Genomic DNA, 17,326 nt, shown 5'->3' with positions numbered 1-17,326 from the left:
TGCAACGCGCGAACCGGGTTCCCGTATCCCGTCCCGCTATACGAGCACGCCTTCATGCAGCCGGACGACCCGGTCCATGCGCAAGGCGAGGCGTTCGTTGTGCGTCGCGATGAGCGCCGCACTGCCCTCCCCGCGCACCAGCTTCAGAAACTCCTCAAGCACGCGGTCAGCCGTCGCTTCGTCAAGATTGCCCGTCGGCTCGTCCGCCAGCACCAGCGCTGGCCGGTTGGCAAGCGCTCTCGCCACCGCCACGCGCTGCTGCTCGCCGCCGGAAAGCTGGTTGGGACGATGGTCGAGCCGATGCCCGAGCCCCAGCGCCGCCAGCAGTTCCTCCGCGCGCGCCTTTGCATCTGCTGCAGTCCTGCCTGCCACCATCTGCGGCAAAACGACGTTCTCGGTCGCATTGAAATCGGGCAGCAAGTGATGGAATTGATAGACGAAGCCAAGGTGATCGCGCCGCAATGTGGTGCGCGCATCGCCCGACAGTGCCGAAGCGTTGATGCCGGCGATCTCGATCAGCCCCTCGAACCCGCCTTCGAGCAGTCCAACCGCCTGGAGCATGGTCGACTTGCCCGAACCCGATGGTCCCAGCAGGGCGACGATTTCACCCGGACGGATTTCAAGGTTCACGCCGCGCAGGACGTCGATGGTCACGCCGCCTTGCGTGAAGCTGCGGCGCAGATTGTCAAGCCGGACCACCGGAGCGGAATTGGCCGCGTCACTCATAGCGCAGCACCTGAACGGGATCAGTGCTTGCTGCCTTCAGCGCCGGATAGAGCGTGGCAAGAAAGCTCAGCACAAGCGCCATAATGCAAATCACCGTGATTTCGACCGGATCGCTGCGGCTTGGCAGGTCGGTCAGGAAGCGGATGGACGGGTCCCACAGGTTCTGTCCTGTCAGGTACTCCACCGCGTGGACCACCGGCTGGCGGAAAAACAGGAAGACGAAGCCCAGAATCAGGCCACCCAGCGTTCCGCACGCACCGATCACGAAACCGATGGTGACGAAGATCTTGAGCAGGCTTCTGCGTGTCGCCCCCATGGTCCGCAAGATTGCGATGTCGCGCGTCTTGGCGCGCACCAGCATGATCAGCGACGAAAGGATGTTGAACACGGCGACCAACACGATGATCGACAGAACCACGAACATCGCCACGCGCTCCACCGCAAGCGCCTCGAACAGGCTGGCGTTCATCGTCTTCCAGTCCGTCACGACCGCGCGCCCCGCCAGCGCCTGCTTGATTGGCGCCATCGTCTGCATCGCGGTGTCGGCATTGGTCGTGGTCACCTCGATCATGCCGATAGTATCGCCGGTCAGCAGCAGGGTCTGGGCGTCGGGTATCGGCATCACGACATAGGCGTTATCGTAGTCGTAGACCCCGATCTCGAAGATTGCCGACACCGTATAGCCGACCTGGCGCGGCACCGTGCCGAATGGGGTCGAGCGCCCCGCCGGATTGATGATCGTGATCGTATCGCCGATCCGCACGCCCAGATTTTCGGCCAGCCGCGATCCGATCGCGACGTTGCCCGAATTCTCGGTCAGCGAAGCGAAATTGCCTGCGACGACCTTCTCAGACAGCCGCTTGAGATCGGGCTTGGTATTGCCGCGCACAAGAATTGCCTCGACCCGGCCATTGAAGGTCGCAAGCAGTGGCTGTTCGATCAATGGCGAGGCGCGGGTGACGCCGGGCGTCGCCTCGACCTTCTTGAGGATGTCCTGCCAATCGTCGAGCCGGCCGCCATAGGCCTGGATGATGGCATGGCCGTTCAGCCCCACGATCTTTTCGAGCAGTTCCGCGCGGAAACCGTTCATCACGCTCATCACGATGACCAGCGCAGCGACACCGAGCGTCACCGCAACAAAGCTGATGCCGGCAACTAGAGCGATGAACGCCTCCCCTCGCCCCGGCAGCATGTAGCGCTTGGCGATGGTCCATTCGAACGGCGAGAGGATCAAGCAGCGGGTCTTTCGCTTAGGCCGAATGATGGCCTGATGGAATGCGCGGTGGGGGACTTAAGGGGACTCGCCCAAACTGGCAATGCCTCCCCACCAGCCCACTCGGCGCGCTCAACCGCGCGAGGGCGCTATCGGTTCCCGCTCAGTCGAGCGCCATTACCAGCGTAGCCCGGCGGCGATGGCGCGCGGCACGCTCACATACCAGCGGGAGCACGCACAGCGTCGCGGCAGCGGCATAGAGTGCAAAGAGCTGCATCCTGTCGCCCAGCGGCAGATCGAGAAGCTGGAACGGGCCGTATCCCGCGCGCGTCAACCGGCCACCGATCATGGCGAGCACGACCGGCAGCGAGGTTGCAATCAAAGCGTTGCCAAACCAGGCAACGCAGATCGCCAATCCCATCGGCAGGAGCAAGAAGACCGGCATGGTCTGGGTAAACACCGCGTAGGTCAAAAGCGCCATCACCGCGAATTGCAGCACGCCCGAAACGACCTCCTCGTGCTCGAACCGCTCGCGCCCTCCCGCCAGGCGCGATAGCGTCAGCGAGACCGGGATAGCCATGATCAGGCCGACCGCGTGGCCGATGAACCAGTGAAAGAAACTGTGCGCGCCATGGAACGGCACGATCAGCGGCAATACCAGCGTGCCCAGAGCCGCGCCGCCAAGCGGCACGAGCAGGCCGATGCCGAGGTAGTACCCCGCCACCAGCTCCAGCGCATCTTCGGGCCAACACGATCGGAGCAGGACACGCAATATCAGGGCCGCACCCGTCGCCTCGGCCACGTTGACCACCGCGAGTGGAACCGCCGGCCGCCAGCCGAGCCCGATGCAACCGGTGATCACGACATTGACCAGCATGCACCACAATAGGGTCCGCAGCCACAGCGGGCGGGGCGTTTCGACCAGCCGCGCAGCCAATACCGGCCCACCGACCCAGATCATCGCGATTCCGCCTTCGAAGCGGCTGACCAGGATCGAATAGCTGACCGCCATCGCATAAACGATGACGGTGACCGTGCACGAACGGGACTCGCGGGCGCGTTGCATCGTCCGTTACATGACGGCCAATGATTAAGGCGGACCTAACCCCGGCATGAGCCTGCTCGGCGGCTCAAAGCACCACGTGCGTTGCGTAGGACAGCGTGAGCAGCCCGACGAACAGCGCAACGACGACAATGATCGCGTTGCGGATGAGATCGGTCGACATTGCTCTTCAGCTCCTTGAAAAATCTGACATCGATACGATTGGATAGCGCCCCCGGTTCCGGGCGGGACAGCGCACCTGCAGCAATCCCCTTGCGTTCTGTGACAAAGGTCGCCACATGGGCGCCGACCCTGGCCGGCGGCCCAGCGCGCCCCAGTAAGTCCAGCGCGTGAGTCCACCAAAACCATGAATATCACCGATCCCTTTCACGACCGCGACGGCGACAAGCTGCGCGAGGAATGCGGCATTTTCGGCGTGCTCGGCGCGCGCGATGCCGCCGCCATGGCCGCCCTCGGGCTGCACGCGCTGCAGCATCGCGGCCAGGAAGCCGTGGGCATCACCAGCTTTGATGGGCGCGAGTTCTATTCGCGCCGTGGCATCGGCCATGTCGCCGCCAACTTCTCTTCGGGCCAGGCAATTGCCGAGCTGCCGGGGATGATGGCCGCCGGCCACGTCCGCTATTCCACGACTGGTGGATCGGGCCTGCGCAACGTGCAGCCGCTGTTCGCGGATCTCGCTTCGGGCGGCTTTGCCATCGCGCACAACGGCAACATCTCGAATGCGATGTTCCTCAAGCGCGACCTCGTCCAGAAGGGTGCGATCTTCCAGTCGACGTCCGACACCGAAGTCATCATTCATCTCGTGGCGACGAGCCGCTACCCCACGCTGCTCGACCGCTTCGTCGATGCGCTGCGCCTGGTCGAAGGCGCCTATTCGCTGATCTGCATGACGCCCGAAGGCATGATCGCCTGCCGCGATCCGCTCGGCATCCGTCCGCTGGTGATGGGCAAGCTCGGCGATGCGGTGGTCTTTGCCAGCGAAACCGTCGCGCTCGATGTCGTCGGTGCCGAACTGCTGCGCGAAGTCGAACCGGGCGAACTGATCCAGGTCAGCCTCGATGGCGAGATCAGCAGCCACCGCCCGTTCGGCGATCAGGCCGGCCGCCCCTGCATTTTCGAACACGTCTACTTCAGCCGCCCCGACTCCATCATGGGCGGACGTTCGGTTTACCAGGTGCGCAAGGCGATCGGCGCCGAACTCGCCGTGGAAGCCCCGGCCGATGCCGATCTCGTCATCCCGGTGCCCGACAGTGGCGTGCCCGCAGCGCTTGGCTACGCCCAGCAGTCGGGCCTGCCGTTCGAACTCGGCATCATCCGCTCGCACTACGTCGGTCGCACCTTCATCCAGCCGTCGGACGGCGCGCGCAATCTGGACGTCAAGCGCAAGCACAACGCCAACCGCGCCCTTGTCGAAGGCAAGCGCATCGTGCTGATCGACGATTCGATCGTGCGCGGCACCACCAGCCTCAAGATCGTGCAGATGATGCGCGATGCCGGCGCCAGCGAAGTGCACATGCGCATCGCCAGTCCGCCGACCGAGCATTCCTGCTTCTATGGCGTCGACACGCCCGAACGCTCCAAGCTGCTCGCCGCGCGCATGGATGTGGAGGCGATGGCCAAGTTCATCCAGGCCGACAGCCTCGCCTTCGTCTCGATCGAAGGGCTGTACCGCGCCGTCGGCGAGGCGCAGCGCAACAAGGCCTGCCCGCAGTACTGCGACGCCTGCTTCTCCGGCGAATACCCCACGCGCCTTACCGACATGGCTGAGCGCGAGGATCAGGGCCAGCTCGCGCTGCCGGTGGGCAAGGTTGCCTGATGAGCGCTGATTCACGGCCGTTCGAAGGGCAGGTTGCCCTTGTCACCGGTGCCAGCCGGGGCATCGGCGCGGCCACGGCCAAGGCGCTCGCGGCGGCGGGCGCGCATGTCATCCTCGTCGCGCGCACCGCCAAGGATCTCGAGGCGATCGAGGAAGCGATCTTCGCCGCCGGCGGCACCGCCACGATTGCCCCTGTCGATCTCGCCGAGCCCGAAGGCATCGCCCGCCTGGCGACGGCCATCGGCACGCGCTGGGATGCGCTCGACATTCTCGTCATCAACGCCGCCGTGCTTCCGGTGCTGACGCCCGTGTGGCAGATCGAACAGCGCGACTTCATGCGCGCGCTGACGCTCAACATCCTTGCCACGCAAGCGCTGATCATGGGCTTCGACCGCATGCTCAAGAAAAGCGCCGACCCGCGCGTTGTCGGCGTCACCAGCAGCGTCGGCGCCTCGCCCCGCGCCTACTGGGGCGCCTATGGCTCTTCCAAGGCCGCGTTCGACAACCTGCTCGAAAGCTATGCGCTCGAAACGCGGGGCACGTCGAAGATCCGCGTTGCCGTTGTCGATCCAGGCGCCACCCGCACCGCCATGCGCGCCAAGGCCTACCCCGGCGAAGATCCGCTGACGATCAAGGAGCCTGAAGTGGTGGCCGACCGTATCGTCGCGATGCTGGGCGAACCCTTCGCCAGCCCGCACCGGGAGCGCGTTAACCCTCCCGCGTAAGCCCGCGTTAACGTCGTCACGTCACACTCAGCCCATCCTGCCGACCGTTACGGGAATGCGGATTGGGTCGATGAGCACGACATGGCGAGATTCCCGGTTCGGACCGGGCAGCTACGAATACTCGGCGCAAGAGGACCGCTGCGCCCCGCGCAACCGCGTGGCCATCCCGTCGACCTTGCGCGCATCTGCCGCCAAGAGCTTCCCGACCACGGTTCAGGACTTGTCGCTCGGCGGCTTCTCGGCCGTGGCGCTCCACCGCATGCACGTGGGCACGATGTGCTGGCTGACGCTTCCGGGGCTGGAATCGATGCAGGCCGAAGTCGTCTGGTGGCAGGACGGCATGGTCGGCTGCGCCTTCGCCAACCTGCTCAGCGTCGTCGTGCTCGACGATCTGTTGGCGCGCTACGGGGCGACGCCGCTGCAACCGCCGCTTTAGGAGCTACGGCAAGGTCGAGCGAAGGGAGGGCCTTAAGTTCCTTTGCGCAGCTCCGCCAACCTCTCGGCGCTGTGATCGTTGTTCGGGTTCAGCTCTAGGGCTCTCCCGTACGCCGCCATGGCACCGGCCTTGTCCCCTATAGCAGACAAGGCATCGGCATAGCTGTCATGCGCGTTTGCACTGAGCGGATTGGCGGCGACATTGTAGGCAAAGATCGCAACGGCGGCTCGGGCGCGCTTGCCGAACAATAGGCGATAGCCCCACTCGTTCACCCGATCCTCGTTCAAATGCAATTCGGGGTGCCGCTGCCGCACCGCGGCAATGCTGTCTGGCACATCGGCATAGTCGGTGGCTTCGAGCGCACGTCGCAGTTGCGCCAGGCCCACTGGGGCACCGCACACGATATCGTGGATCTCGCCTGCAAGCTGCTCCAGCTGATACTGCACGTCTCCATTGCCGCGATTGGTCAGCAAGACGATCCCGTAACGCTGCGAAGGATAGAATTCGCAGTAGCTTGAGCAGCCAAAGCTGCCGCCGCTGTGCCGATAATACAGGCGGCTGTCGGCTGCCTTGGCGATGATCCAGTGAAAACCGATGGCTTGATGGTCTGGCGTTCCCCACAACGGCTGCTGAGTCTGAAGGATTGCCGGATCGTCTGCTGCAATCTGCGCATTGATGTAGCGGGCCATGTCCGCCGTGCCATACCGCAAACCGCCAGCGGGCATTATCAGGGGCACTGCGAGCGGCGGCATCGCTTTTTCGTCATAGCCGATTGCCAAGCGCTCAATCGGGATATCGCCCGTTCCTTCGCGCATGCGCAGGGGCCTTTCGATAAAGCGCGCGACCAGTGCCGCGTACGGCTGTCCATAGATCCGCGAAAGCACGATACCGAGCAATTGCGACGCGGTGTTGGAATGGCGCGGCTCCCTGCCCGGTGTGTCTGTCAGGCTGGCTTTGGCAAGATCGCGAAGAAAGTCCCCCTGCGTATAGTCCTTGTAAAACTCCACGACGCGCTGCGGTAATTCAGCGGGGCTGGGATTGCCGAGCCCTGCCTTCCAATCGGGAACGTTGTCCGGCAAGGCCGACGATGTAGTGACGATATCTGCAAAGGTGACGGCACGCCCATCCTTAGACAGATTGTCGAAACCGGCGGGCAGATAGCGCCGTACGTCGTCGGTCAGCGCGACGCGCCTTTCCCTGATGGCGTGCGCGAGGATCAGCCCCGTGAAAGTCTTGGTGATCGAGCCAATCTCGTAGACTGTACCCTTGCTTGCGCGGGCACCGCCACGCACCGCGAACCCAGCATCATGGTATCGCGTCAATCCATCGCGCACGATAGCAATCGAAATGCCATCAGCCTTGGCATCATTCAGGAACGCATCGAGCCGAGCGGCGATTGGATCGCCTGGAACACCGGCGCGTAATGCAAACGGCACTGCGCCAAGGGCCAAAGCGGGTGCCGCCTTCAACAGATCTCGCCGCAGCCACCCACTCTTCATCGCCATTCCTTCTCCGGAAGGCGAGGCTTAACGATGGCTCTTTGCAGCGTCGAGGTTCCGGGAAGAAATGCTGAACAGACCCGTGGATAGAAGGCAACCACAATAGTTGACTATGCGGGCTCCGCTTTACGCCTCAGTGGAACGTGGCCGCCGCTAAGCTTCTTCCTTCATCGCCGCATGCGCCGCCAGTGCCCTCGCCCGCGCCTCGGCATGGCCAATGATCTTCTCAGGATACCCCTTCGGCGCTCGCTTCGGATCGTGAATGTCCTCGTCCGAAAGGTGCTTAAGTTCGGGCACCCATTGCCGGATGTAGCCCGCCGCATCGAACTTGGGCGATTGGGTCAGCGGCGCCATGATCCGCACGAACATGTTGGAATCGATGCCCGTGCCGGCAATCCACTGCCAGTTGACTGCATTCGAGCCATAGTCCGCATCGACCAGCGTATCCCAGAACCAGCGCTCGCCTTCGCGCCAGTCGATCAGCAGGTGCTTCACCAGAAAGCTCGCGGCGATCATCCGCACGCGGTTGTGCATCCATCCCGTGTGCCACAACTCGCGCATCCCTGCATCGACGATGGGATAGCCGGTCTGCCCCCGCTGCCACGCCTTCAGTTCGGTTGTCGCGTGCCGCCACTTGATCGCATCGAACGCATCGCGCGCATTGCGCGAACCATATTCGGGATACTGCAGGATCACGTTCTGCGCATAGTCGCGCCAGCCAAGCTCACCCAGAAACGTGCGCACCGAACCGCCCGCATCGGCCACGGCATGCCACACCGTCGCGGGCGATATCTCGCCGAAGTGGAGGTGGGGCGAAAGCCGCGAGGTCCCCTCGATCGAGGGCAGGTTTCGGCTCTCTTCGTACTTGCGCGCCTTTTCGACGAAGGCCCTCAGCCGCTTGCGCGCACCCGCTTCGCCCGGCGTCCATTCCTCGCGCATGCCGCCCGCCCAATCGGGCTTGCTCGGCAGCAGGTCCCAGTCGGCCAGGTCGTCGCTCGCCGGCCAGTGCGCTGGCGCTTCCAGCTTGTGCGGCTTTGCCAGCGGATCGTGCGGCGGCATCCGTTCGGACAGCGCGCGCCAGAATGGGGTGTAGATCTTGTACATGCCCCCGCTGCCCGTGGTTACCGATCCGGGCGGTGCAAGATAGTTGCCGTCGTGGCATTCGAGCGACAGCACCTTTGCCACCGCCTTTTCGGCATTGCGCCACCACGGCTCGTAATGACGGACCGCATGGACCGTACGCGCACCGGTATCGCGGCGGATCTTCGCCAGTTCCTCGTGCACCTTGCCCCGGCGCAGGATCAGGCGCGATCCGAGCTTGCGCAGGTCTGCGTCGAGGCTGGCAAGGCTATGGTGCAACCACCAGCGCGAAGCGCCGCCCATCGCATATTTCTTGGCGACATCGTCATCGAGCACATAGACCGGGATGACGGGCGCGCCGCTTTCCGCAGCGGCGGCGAAGGCAGGTTGATCGGCCAGGCGCAAATCACGCCGCAGCCAGACGATGGTGGGGGCGGTCCCCGAAGATGTCACGATTGCTCTTTCCTGTTGCGCCGAAGGCAATTGGGCGGGAACACCCCGCGATACTTCTGTGTTCCGACCTGCCATGAGCGAACGAACCTCCCAAGGCCGATTGCCCCAAAGGACGTACAGTTGGCGCATAGCGCCGCGCCATGCGCTGGCCGCATCCGCCCTGTGCTGGGCAGGGTTTGCGTTCGTTGCGTGGGCGGTCGCGACCGGACGCAGCGGCCCGATCGACGATGCCGGCTTGCTGTTCTGGCGGCGCGGCGCGGAACTTGTGCCTGCCGGGCCGACCTGGCTGCTTGAGGCGGTGCGCGATCTGACATCGCTCGGCGGTGTGCTCCTGCGCAACCTGGTGCTCGTGGGCGTGCTCGCTGCGCTGCTGTTCCTGCGCCTGCGCCGCGAAGCCGTGCTCCTTGCAGGAACCGTCGCCGGCGGCTGGATCGTCAACTCGCTGGTCAAGGCGGCTGTCGGCCGACCGCGCCCGCTAATCGTGCCGCACCTGACCGAAGCGGGCGGGCAGAGCTTTCCCAGCGGCCACAGTTTCAACTCGGCCGTGGTATACATCGCCATCGCCTTGGCCTTTGCCGCGATGAGCCCGCGCCGCTCTGTGCGCTGGACGCTGATCGTCACCGCTGTGATCCTGAGTCTGGCCATCGCCTTCACCCGCGTCTGGCTGGGCGTCCATTTCCCCAGCGACGTTGCGGCGGGGTGGCTCGGTGGCGCAGGCTGGGCCTTCCTGGCTTCGGCCCTGCTGCACCGTCCGGCCAAGGCCGTGGCCGAAAAGGCCGAAACCACACTCGATGCGCTCACCCCGGCGGGCGACACATCTCCAAATCGACCGAGCGCGTGAACGAACCCTTGATCGGCGTCGATGCGAAGCGCGCATCGGCGAAGGTCACCGTGGCCGTGCAGCCCGACCGCTCGACCCTGGCCATCGGCATCTGCGACCAGTCCAGGAATCGCTGCGCATCAGCCGATGCGCCCACCGCCTGCCGCACCAACGGAAGCGCCATGTTGTCGGGCACTAGGGCGGTCGACGTCGTGAGCTTGCGCAATGACATGAACGGATCATAGCTGCCGCGTCCAATCGCGCCATCCTGCCGCCAGACCACCTCGCGCCGCCAGAACGCCAGCGGCTCAGGCGACGCGAACACGCGGTCCGGACGGCCCGGGGCCGCCTGCCACGCGAAGGCAGAAATGGCGACGTTGGCGACAATGAACGCTACCGATGCCACCAGCGCCGCCACGGCCGCGCCGCCCGTGCCAGCCTCGCGGCTGCGCCAGATCCCGACACCGAGCATGGCCAGCAGCCAGGGCGAAACGATGAACAGCCCATCGCTGTGGAACCACCGCTGGCTGGCCGGGGAGAGCAGCTGGATGGCATAGACGTTCTGCAGATCGAGCAGCGGATGCGTCAGCGCCGCCAGCCAGCACAGCGCCAGCAGCCAGCCCAGGCGCAACGGCGGCGCATCCGCCGCGATCCGCCCGCGCGCCACCTGCCAGCGATCGAGCAGCCACAGCAGCCCCGCGAGCACCGGCGGTAGCAGCAGCACGCCACCCACCAGCCCATGCGTGAACCCGCGATGCATCGCGAGCGGAGGCCAAGGCGCCCACCCGAAGAAAACGTCGATGTCGGGAAGATTGGTCGCCAACACGCAGGCGGCAAGACCCTTGCGGGTCCGGTGCTTGAGCCCGGTTTCCGCCAAGGCCCAGCCGACCAGACTGTGGGTCAGGTTGTCCAACCGGGCCCCCTACCCACAGTCCTTCGTCTGGTCCGGTGTCAGACCGGGTCCGCCGCCGTACCCGAAACGGTCCAGGTCTGCCCCTTGCCCAGCAGCTTGGCGAGATTGGCGTCCTTGCCGGCGCGGGCCTGTTCGTCCTGGGCCAGCGCGGTCGCCTCGTAGGTCGGGCGCGGATCGTCGTAGATCACGCCCAGCGCCATCGGGAACGGGCCGAACGGCATCTCCACCAGCATGTGCGCGATCGCGCGGTTCTTCACGTTGTGGACGATCACGCCCGCCGACTGCCAGTCGCCATCGACCACGTCGACGACCTTCAGGCTCAGCGTCTCAAGATCGAGCGCAATGCCCTTCACGCCGCCCGACTTGACGCTGCCGAACAGCATCGGCTCGCCATCCTTCACCCACAGCTGGTTCTGGTCGGCCACACCCTTGGCGGTGAAGTCGTCGAAGCGGTCCTTGTTGTAGACGATGCAGTTCTGGAAGATCTCCACGAACGCCGCGCCCTGGTGCGCGTGCGCCGCCTTGAGCACGCCGCCCAGATCCTTCGACACGTCGTAGGCCCGCGCGATGAAGCGCGCCCCGGCGCCCAGCGCGAACGCACACGGCAGTGCCGGCCGATCGACCGAGCCCAGCGGCGACGTCGGCGAATTGGTGCCTTCGCGGCTGGTCGGCGAATACTGGCCCTTGGTCAGGCCGTAGATCTCGTTGTTGAACAACAGAATCTGCGTGTTCACGTTGCGCCGCAGGATGTGCATCGTGTGGTTGCCGCCGATCGACATGCCGTCGCCGTCGCCGGTCACCAGCCACACGTCGAGTTCCGGATTGGCCAGCTTGATGCCGGTCGCAAAGGCCGGGGCACGACCATGGATCGTGTGGAAGCCATAGCTTTCGACGTAATAGGGGAACCGGCTCGAACAGCCGATGCCCGATACGAACACGGTCTTCGAAGGGTCCGCGCCGATTTCGGGCAGCGTGCGCTGCACCGCCTTCAGGATCGCGTAGTCGCCGCAACCCGGGCACCAGCGCACTTCCTGGTCGGTTTCCCAGTCCTTGATTGTCGTCTCGAACTTGGTGATCGGGGTCATGTCGTTCATGGATTGACACTCTTGATGCTGGGCAGCTGGGTACCGTCGGCGTCCACTTCACCACCGATATCGCCACCGAGCGCGTCCGTGATCGCGGCTTCGATTTCCGCGATGGTGAAGGGCTGGCCGCTGGTCTTGTTAAGCGGCTTGGCATCGACCAGATACTGGTCGCGCAGCACGGTCTTGAACTGGCCGGTGTTCATTTCGGGCACGAGGATCTTGGCGTAACCCTTGAGCAGCTCGCCCAGGTTCAGCGGCAGCGGCCACACGTGGCGCACGTGAATGTGGCTGACCTTCAGGCCCCTGCGACGCGCACGGCGCACGGCCTGGTGGATCGGGCCATAAGTGCTGCCCCAGCCAACCACGGCCAGCGTATCGCCTTCCTCGCCCAGCGTGATGTCCTGCGCAGGGATACCCTTGGCCACGCCGTCGACCTTGTCCTTGCGGGCGTCGGTCATCGCCTGGTGGCTTGCCGGGCTATAGTCGATGTTGCCGGTGCCGGGGTTCTTCTCGATGCCGCCGATGCGGTGCATCAGACCAGGCGTGCCCGGCTTGATCCACGGACGCGCACCCTTTTCATTGCGCGAGAACGGCAGCAACTCGCCATTGGGCCCGTTCTTTTCGGTCAGGAACTTGGCCGGGAACGGCTTGAAGCTCTCCGGATCCGGCACCTTCCACGGTTCGGCCGCATTGGCGATGTAGCCATCGGTCAGCAGCATCACCGGGGTCATGTACTCCACCGCGATGCGGCAGGCCTCGATGGCCACTTCGAAGCAGTCGGCCGGGCTGCGCGCGGCGATCACCGGCATCGGCGCATCGCCGTTGCGGCCATAGATCGCCTGGTACAGGTCCGACTGCTCGGTTTTGGTCGGCAGGCCGGTCGAAGGGCCGCCGCGCTGCGAATTGACGATCACCAGCGGCAGCTCGGTCATGATGGCAAGGCCCATCGCCTCGCCCTTCAATGCGATGCCCGGCCCCGACGAGGAGGTCACGCCCAGCTGGCCCGCATAGCTCGCCCCGATGGCCGAGGCGATCGCGGCGATCTCGTCTTCCGCCTGGAAGGTGGTGACGCCGTATTCCTTCAGCTTGGCAAGGTTGTGCAGGATCGCCGAAGCCGGCGTGATCGGATATCCGCCGAAGAACATCGGCAGGTCGGCCAACTGCGCGCCCGCCACCAGGCCAAGGCTCACCGCCTCCGCGCCAGTCACCGTGCGATAGAGGCCCGGTTCGCTCTCCACCGGAGCGATGTGATACTGCTTCAGCGGCCCGGCCAGCTCGGCCGTCTCGCCATAAGCATGGCCTGCATTCAGCGCGGCGATGTTGGCCTCGGCCAGCACCGGGCTCTTCTTGAACTTGGCGTTAAGCCAGTCGATCAGCGGCTGCCGGTCGCGGTCGAACATCCACAGCGCAAGGCCGAGCGTCCACATGTTCTTGCAGCGCAGCGCTTCCTTGTTGCCAAGGCCGAAGGGCTTCACCGCCTCGAGCGTCAGCGCCGAAATGTCGAATGCCAGCAGCTGCCACTTCTCGAGGCTGCCGTCTTCCAGCGGATTGACCTCGTACTTGGCCTTCTCGAGGTTGCGCTTGTTGAACTCGCCGGTGTCGGCGATGATCAGGCCGCCGGCCTTCAGCGCGCCGACATTGGTCTTCAGCGCCGCCGGGTTCATCGCCACCAGCACATCGGGCTGGTCGCCCGCGGTCTCGATGTCGGTCGATCCGAAATTGATCTGGAAGGCCGAAACGCCGAACAGCGTGCCCTGCGGCGCGCGGATTTCCGCCGGAAAGTCGGGGAACGTCGCCAGGTCATTGCCGGCAAGGGCGGTCGAAAGCGTGAACTGACCACCGGTCAGCTGCATCCCGTCACCCGAATCGCCGGCAAATCGCACCACGACCGCCTCGGGAGCGGCGGGGATTTCCTTGCCGCCTGTCAGGGCGTCCGGTCCATCTGCAAGTGTAGCCATACTATCCTCTGCTGCGCGCCGGAGAGTCGCCCTCCGCCGATGCTCGTGTCGCGCCTATTCCCCCAAGCGCTCCGGGGCAAAGAAGAAAATCTGCCATGCCTCAAAACGTGAAGCAGACTTGATTCTGTTAGCCGGGACTAGTCAAGTTGCAAAAAGCAGACTCAATATGGTCCTGCGGGCCAGCTACCCATCAAGGGCGGGCCTGCGAAACGAGAGGAAAGCCGATGTCCGAAAGCGATACGATCGAAAAGCCGCAGCACTACGTCCGCCCGGACGTGCAGGCCTTCCTGGCGATGATGAACGCGGTCGAGGCCCCGCCGATGAGCGCGGTCGGCCCCGAAATGGCCCGTGCAGGGTACGTCGCCATGGGCCAGATGGCCGAAGCCGATCCGCGCCCGCTCGCCGTCATCCGCGATCTTTCGTGCCCCGGCCCCGCCGGCGACATCGCCCTGCGCTTCTACGACAAGCGCGAAACGCGCGAAGCCAGCCCGGTCGTCGTGTTCTATCACGGGGGCGGCTTCGTCATCGGCGATCTCGAAACGCACCACAGCCTGTGCACCGCGATTGCCGACGAGCTCGACCTGCCGGTCGTCGCGGTCGACTATCGCCTCGCGCCCGAACACCCCTTCCCCGCCGCGCCCGACGATTGCGAGGCAGCCACCCGCTGGATCGCCAGCAGCCCGGCTGAGCTCGGCCGCACCGTCACCGGCCTTGTCACCACAGGCGATTCCGCCGGCGGCAACCTCACCATCGTGGTCAGCCAGGCGCTCGCTGCCGATCCTGCTGCCGTGCCGGTGCTGGTGCAGGCGCCGCTCTACCCCGTGGCCGACGACAATCTCGATGACTGGTCCTATCATGCTTTCGCCGAAGGCTTCCTGCTGACGCGCGAAACGATGATCTGGTTCGGCGAATGCTACGCGCCCGAAGCCGGCCATCCCCGCTCGGCCCCGATCAAGGGCGATCTGTCGAAGACCCCGCCAACGGTGCTGGTCACCGCCGGCCTCGATCCGCTACGCGACGGCGGACGCGCCTATGGCGCCGCGCTGATCCAGGCGGGAGTTGACGTCAGCTATCTCGAGTTGAAAGGCACGATCCACGGCTTCGCGCAGACCCGTAAGGCGCTGCCTTCGGCCAACGATGACCTTTCGGCAATCCTCGGCGAAGTAAGGCTGAAACTGGCGCGCGCTGGCGCCTGATTCGAAAAGGAATGAAGACACAATGACGGGTGATTTTGCCGGGCTGCCTTATCGTCCCTGCGTGGGCGTGATGCTCGTCAATGCACAGGGCCGCGTGTTCGTGGGCCAGCGCATTGACAGCAAGGAAGGCGATGCCTGGCAGATGCCGCAAGGCGGGATCGACGATGGCGAGGAACTCCATGCCGCGGCGATGCGCGAACTGCACGAGGAAACCGGTGTCACGCCGGACCTCGTCACCGTCATTGCGGAAAGCCGGGAAGAATTCTTCTACGATCTTCCCGGCGACCTTCTGGGAAAGCTGTGGGGCGGAAAGTACCGCGGCCAGCGCCAGAAGTGGCTCCTGCTGCGCTTCAATGGCGAAGATGCGCAGATCGATCTCGAAGCGCATCACCCCGCCGAGTTCCTGGCGTGGAAATGGGTCGAGCCCGAACTGCTGCCCGACCTGATCGTGCCGTTCAAGCGGCGCGTCTACCGCCAGGTTCTCGACGAATTCCGCGCGCTGATCTGACCGAGACGGTGCCGGTCGGCGTGCGCTGCCCGGCTCCGTTACGCTCGCTTAATTTGCGCTGGTCCTAGTTGCGCTCCACGGTCGGCTCGGGCTTGACCGCTTCGGCCGTCACCACCTTGGGCGTAGCACCCTTGGCAATCGCCGCGCTCAGCGCCTGCGTTTCGGCGCAGCCCTTGCCACACAGCCCTTCGAGCCGCGACAGGTTGGTTCGTGCCTTTTCCAGCGCGCCCTTTTCGGCGAGCGCCCCGCCTTCGCCGGAAATGGCCGACAGGTTGTTGGGGTCGCGCTCCAGCGCCTCGCGGTAATAATGGATCGCCTTGCCCTGCAGGCCCGCCTTTCGCGCCGCTTCGCCCAGCGCGATGTAGGTGCCGGTATAGCCCGGATCCACCGCCAAAGCCGCCTCGAAGCTGTCGGTCGCGGCATCGACCATCCCCTTGGACAGCTGTGCGCGCCCATCCTCGAGCAGGATCTGCGCCCGCGGATCAATCGTCTCGCTCACCTTTGCCGCGCCCATGCTTCCGGTGACGAGGACCAGCAGGGAAAGTGCAGCAGCAGCAGGCGTGTAGCGCATCAACAACTCCTTCAGCCGGTTATCCGGCTTGCGAGACCCCCGAACGATCATGCCCCCGGCCATCCGCATGGCCTATCACAGACGCCGCAGGCTTGCGAAGAAAAACCCGTCCGTACGGTCTGCCCCGGGGGTCAGGCGCCAGCCCTTTCCGCGCGGTTTCCCGATGGGACAAGCAGGCCCTTCCGCTCGCCAGTCACGATGCCGTCCGAGGAACGCATCGATCCGTTCCGCACCTTCGGCGTCAAGTAGTGAGCAAACGATGAACAGCATGCGCCCGCCCGGCCGCACCAGGTCTGCCGCAACGTCCAGCACGCCGGCCTGCATCTGCGCATAGCGCGCAATGGCCTTGGGACTAAGCCGCCAGCGCGCCTCCGGATTGCGCCGCCAGGTGCCCGTGCCCGAACACGGCGCGTCCACCAGCACGCCGTCGCATGCGCTGATCAGGTCGGACAGGCCGACGCGCTCCTTGCCCGGATCGAGCAGCCGCGTCTCGGCGCGCACCCCGGCCCGCGTTGCGCGCTCGGGCAGGCGGGATAGCCGCGCCCGGTCGATGTCGCAGGCGATCAGCCGCCCGCTGTTGGCCATGGCCGCGCCCAGCGCCAGCGTCTTGCCCCCCGCCCCGGCGCACAGGTCGACGATCGTCTCGCCCGGCTTCGCGGCAAAGGCTTCGCAGGTCAGCTGGCTACCGGCATCCTGCACCTCGAACAGGCCCTCGGCATATTCGGGCCAGGTTTCCGCCGCCGCCCCGGTGTCGAGCCGCAGCCCCTGTGGCGCCACCACCTCGCTCGAAGGCGCCGGCAGGCGCAGCCGCAGCGCGTCGCGGGATGTCTTGAGCGTGTTGGCGCGGATATCCAGTGGCGCGCGGGTCAGCAGCGCCTTGCGCTCCGCCTCGTCGATGCCCGATGCGTCGAGCGCCTCGACCAGCCAGCCCGGCGCGACGCCGCCATCCGCCACCGGCTCGCCCGGCGCGATCCCGGCCGGGCCATAGCGTGAACCATCGAACAGTGCGGCAAGTGCGGCATCGCCCTGCGCCAGCCGCAGCATCGCCGCGCGGCCCGTGTTCGGCACCTCTCCGCACGCGCGGATAGCCGCCCAGACCAGGTCGCGGATCGCGCGTCGGTCCTTCGATCCGATGAAACGCCGCGCGCGCAGCCATTCGCTCGCCACGCGGTCGGCCGAAGCCCCGCCAGAACGCGCTGCGGCGATCACGGCATCGAGCAGGTCGATCGCCGACTGGACGCGCGCCGCCGGCGTCATTGTCCTG

General features: G+C 65.4%; 16 protein-coding genes. 6 read left to right on the top strand and 10 right to left on the bottom strand.

The window, feature by feature from the left end:
* Positions 1 to 36: 36 nt before the first annotated feature.
* The 3 genes from HHL27_RS14415 to HHL27_RS14405 form a co-directional block, all read right to left on the bottom strand.
* The gene (locus HHL27_RS14415; RefSeq protein ID WP_169494144.1) at positions 37 to 726 is read right to left on the bottom strand and encodes an ABC transporter ATP-binding protein; all 690 of its coding nucleotides are present in this window, start codon (positions 724 to 726) and stop codon (positions 37 to 39) included.
* On the bottom strand, positions 719 to 1,960 hold the full coding sequence (locus tag HHL27_RS14410) for a lipoprotein-releasing ABC transporter permease subunit (RefSeq protein ID WP_169494143.1): 1,242 nt from the start codon (positions 1,958 to 1,960) through the stop codon (positions 719 to 721). Before HHL27_RS14410 ends, HHL27_RS14415 begins: the two co-directional genes overlap by 8 nt.
* 142 nt (positions 1,961 to 2,102) lie before the next feature.
* Positions 2,103 to 3,005: a hypothetical protein gene (locus HHL27_RS14405; RefSeq protein WP_169494142.1), complete on the bottom strand. Its 903-nt coding sequence runs from the start codon at positions 3,003 to 3,005 to the stop codon at positions 2,103 to 2,105.
* Positions 3,006 to 3,348: 343 nt separating this feature from the next.
* Here HHL27_RS14405 and purF point away from each other — a divergent pair, with 343 nt between their 5' ends.
* The 3 genes from purF (at position 3,349) to HHL27_RS14390 (ending at position 5,979) form a co-directional block, all read left to right on the top strand.
* The gene (purF, locus tag HHL27_RS14400; protein ID WP_169494141.1) at positions 3,349 to 4,818 is read left to right on the top strand and encodes an amidophosphoribosyltransferase; all 1,470 of its coding nucleotides are present in this window, start codon (positions 3,349 to 3,351) and stop codon (positions 4,816 to 4,818) included.
* Positions 4,818 to 5,543: an SDR family NAD(P)-dependent oxidoreductase gene (locus tag HHL27_RS14395; protein ID WP_169494140.1), complete on the top strand. Its 726-nt coding sequence runs from the start codon at positions 4,818 to 4,820 to the stop codon at positions 5,541 to 5,543. The genes purF and HHL27_RS14395 overlap by 1 nt, the downstream gene beginning before the upstream one ends.
* A gap of 70 nt (positions 5,544 to 5,613) precedes the next feature.
* A complete protein-coding gene (locus HHL27_RS14390) occupies positions 5,614 to 5,979 on the top strand; it encodes a PilZ domain-containing protein (RefSeq protein ID WP_169494139.1) in 366 nt (121 codons plus the stop codon).
* Positions 5,980 to 6,011: 32 nt separating this feature from the next.
* Here HHL27_RS14390 and HHL27_RS14385 read toward each other — a convergent pair whose 3' ends face one another.
* Both HHL27_RS14385 and HHL27_RS14380 read right to left on the bottom strand, forming a co-directional pair.
* Positions 6,012 to 7,484: a serine hydrolase domain-containing protein gene (locus tag HHL27_RS14385; protein ID WP_240959820.1), complete on the bottom strand. Its 1,473-nt coding sequence runs from the start codon at positions 7,482 to 7,484 to the stop codon at positions 6,012 to 6,014.
* A 147-nt stretch (positions 7,485 to 7,631) separates the two neighbouring features.
* Positions 7,632 to 9,011: a cryptochrome/photolyase family protein gene (locus HHL27_RS14380; RefSeq protein WP_338114913.1), complete on the bottom strand. Its 1,380-nt coding sequence runs from the start codon at positions 9,009 to 9,011 to the stop codon at positions 7,632 to 7,634.
* 73 nt (positions 9,012 to 9,084) lie between these two features.
* On the opposite strand from HHL27_RS14380, the gene HHL27_RS14375 reads away from it, so the two are divergent.
* Positions 9,085 to 9,852, top strand: coding sequence for a phosphatase PAP2 family protein (locus HHL27_RS14375; RefSeq protein WP_169494137.1), 768 nt, complete (start codon positions 9,085 to 9,087; stop codon positions 9,850 to 9,852).
* Here HHL27_RS14375 and HHL27_RS14370 read toward each other — a convergent pair.
* Genes HHL27_RS14370 through HHL27_RS14360 form a run of 3 tightly spaced genes read right to left on the bottom strand, consistent with a single transcriptional unit; the run spans position 9,809 to position 13,787 of the window.
* Positions 9,809 to 10,744: a metal-dependent hydrolase gene (locus tag HHL27_RS14370; protein ID WP_169494136.1), complete on the bottom strand. Its 936-nt coding sequence runs from the start codon at positions 10,742 to 10,744 to the stop codon at positions 9,809 to 9,811. The genes HHL27_RS14375 and HHL27_RS14370 overlap by 44 nt on opposite strands.
* Positions 10,745 to 10,782: 38 nt before the next feature.
* Positions 10,783 to 11,838 carry a 2-oxoacid:ferredoxin oxidoreductase subunit beta gene (locus HHL27_RS14365; RefSeq protein WP_169494135.1) on the bottom strand — a complete coding sequence of 352 codons (1,056 nt, stop codon included), beginning with the start codon at positions 11,836 to 11,838 and terminating at the stop codon, positions 10,783 to 10,785.
* On the bottom strand, positions 11,835 to 13,787 hold the full coding sequence (locus HHL27_RS14360; protein ID WP_169494134.1) for a 2-oxoacid:acceptor oxidoreductase subunit alpha: 1,953 nt from the start codon (positions 13,785 to 13,787) through the stop codon (positions 11,835 to 11,837). Before HHL27_RS14360 ends, HHL27_RS14365 begins: the two co-directional genes overlap by 4 nt.
* 224 nt (positions 13,788 to 14,011) lie before the next feature.
* Between HHL27_RS14360 and HHL27_RS14355 the strand changes: the two genes are divergently transcribed.
* Together HHL27_RS14355 and HHL27_RS14350 are read left to right on the top strand one after the other, a co-directional pair.
* Positions 14,012 to 14,983, top strand: a complete 972-nt coding sequence (locus HHL27_RS14355; RefSeq protein ID WP_169494133.1) for an alpha/beta hydrolase — start codon at positions 14,012 to 14,014, stop codon at positions 14,981 to 14,983.
* Positions 14,984 to 15,005: 22 nt separating this feature from the next.
* On the top strand, positions 15,006 to 15,491 hold the full coding sequence (locus HHL27_RS14350) for an RNA pyrophosphohydrolase (RefSeq protein ID WP_169494132.1): 486 nt from the start codon (positions 15,006 to 15,008) through the stop codon (positions 15,489 to 15,491).
* A 64-nt stretch (positions 15,492 to 15,555) separates the two neighbouring features.
* Here the strand turns inward: HHL27_RS14350 and HHL27_RS14345 are convergent, their stop codons facing one another.
* Positions 15,556 to 16,062 (bottom strand): tetratricopeptide repeat protein, encoded by a 507-nt coding sequence (locus HHL27_RS14345; protein ID WP_169494131.1) that lies wholly within the window; start codon positions 16,060 to 16,062, stop codon positions 15,556 to 15,558.
* 75 nt (positions 16,063 to 16,137) lie between these two features.
* Positions 16,138 to 17,319 (bottom strand): RsmB/NOP family class I SAM-dependent RNA methyltransferase, encoded by a 1,182-nt coding sequence (locus tag HHL27_RS14340; RefSeq protein WP_169494130.1) that lies wholly within the window; start codon positions 17,317 to 17,319, stop codon positions 16,138 to 16,140.
* Between the last annotated feature and the right edge of the window lie 7 nt (positions 17,320 to 17,326).

It is taken from the genome of Novosphingobium olei (assembly GCF_012927405.1).
Taxonomy (GTDB): Bacteria; Pseudomonadota; Alphaproteobacteria; order Sphingomonadales; family Sphingomonadaceae; genus Novosphingobium; species Novosphingobium olei.
This window is presented reverse-complemented; position numbering and strand designations above follow the sequence as displayed.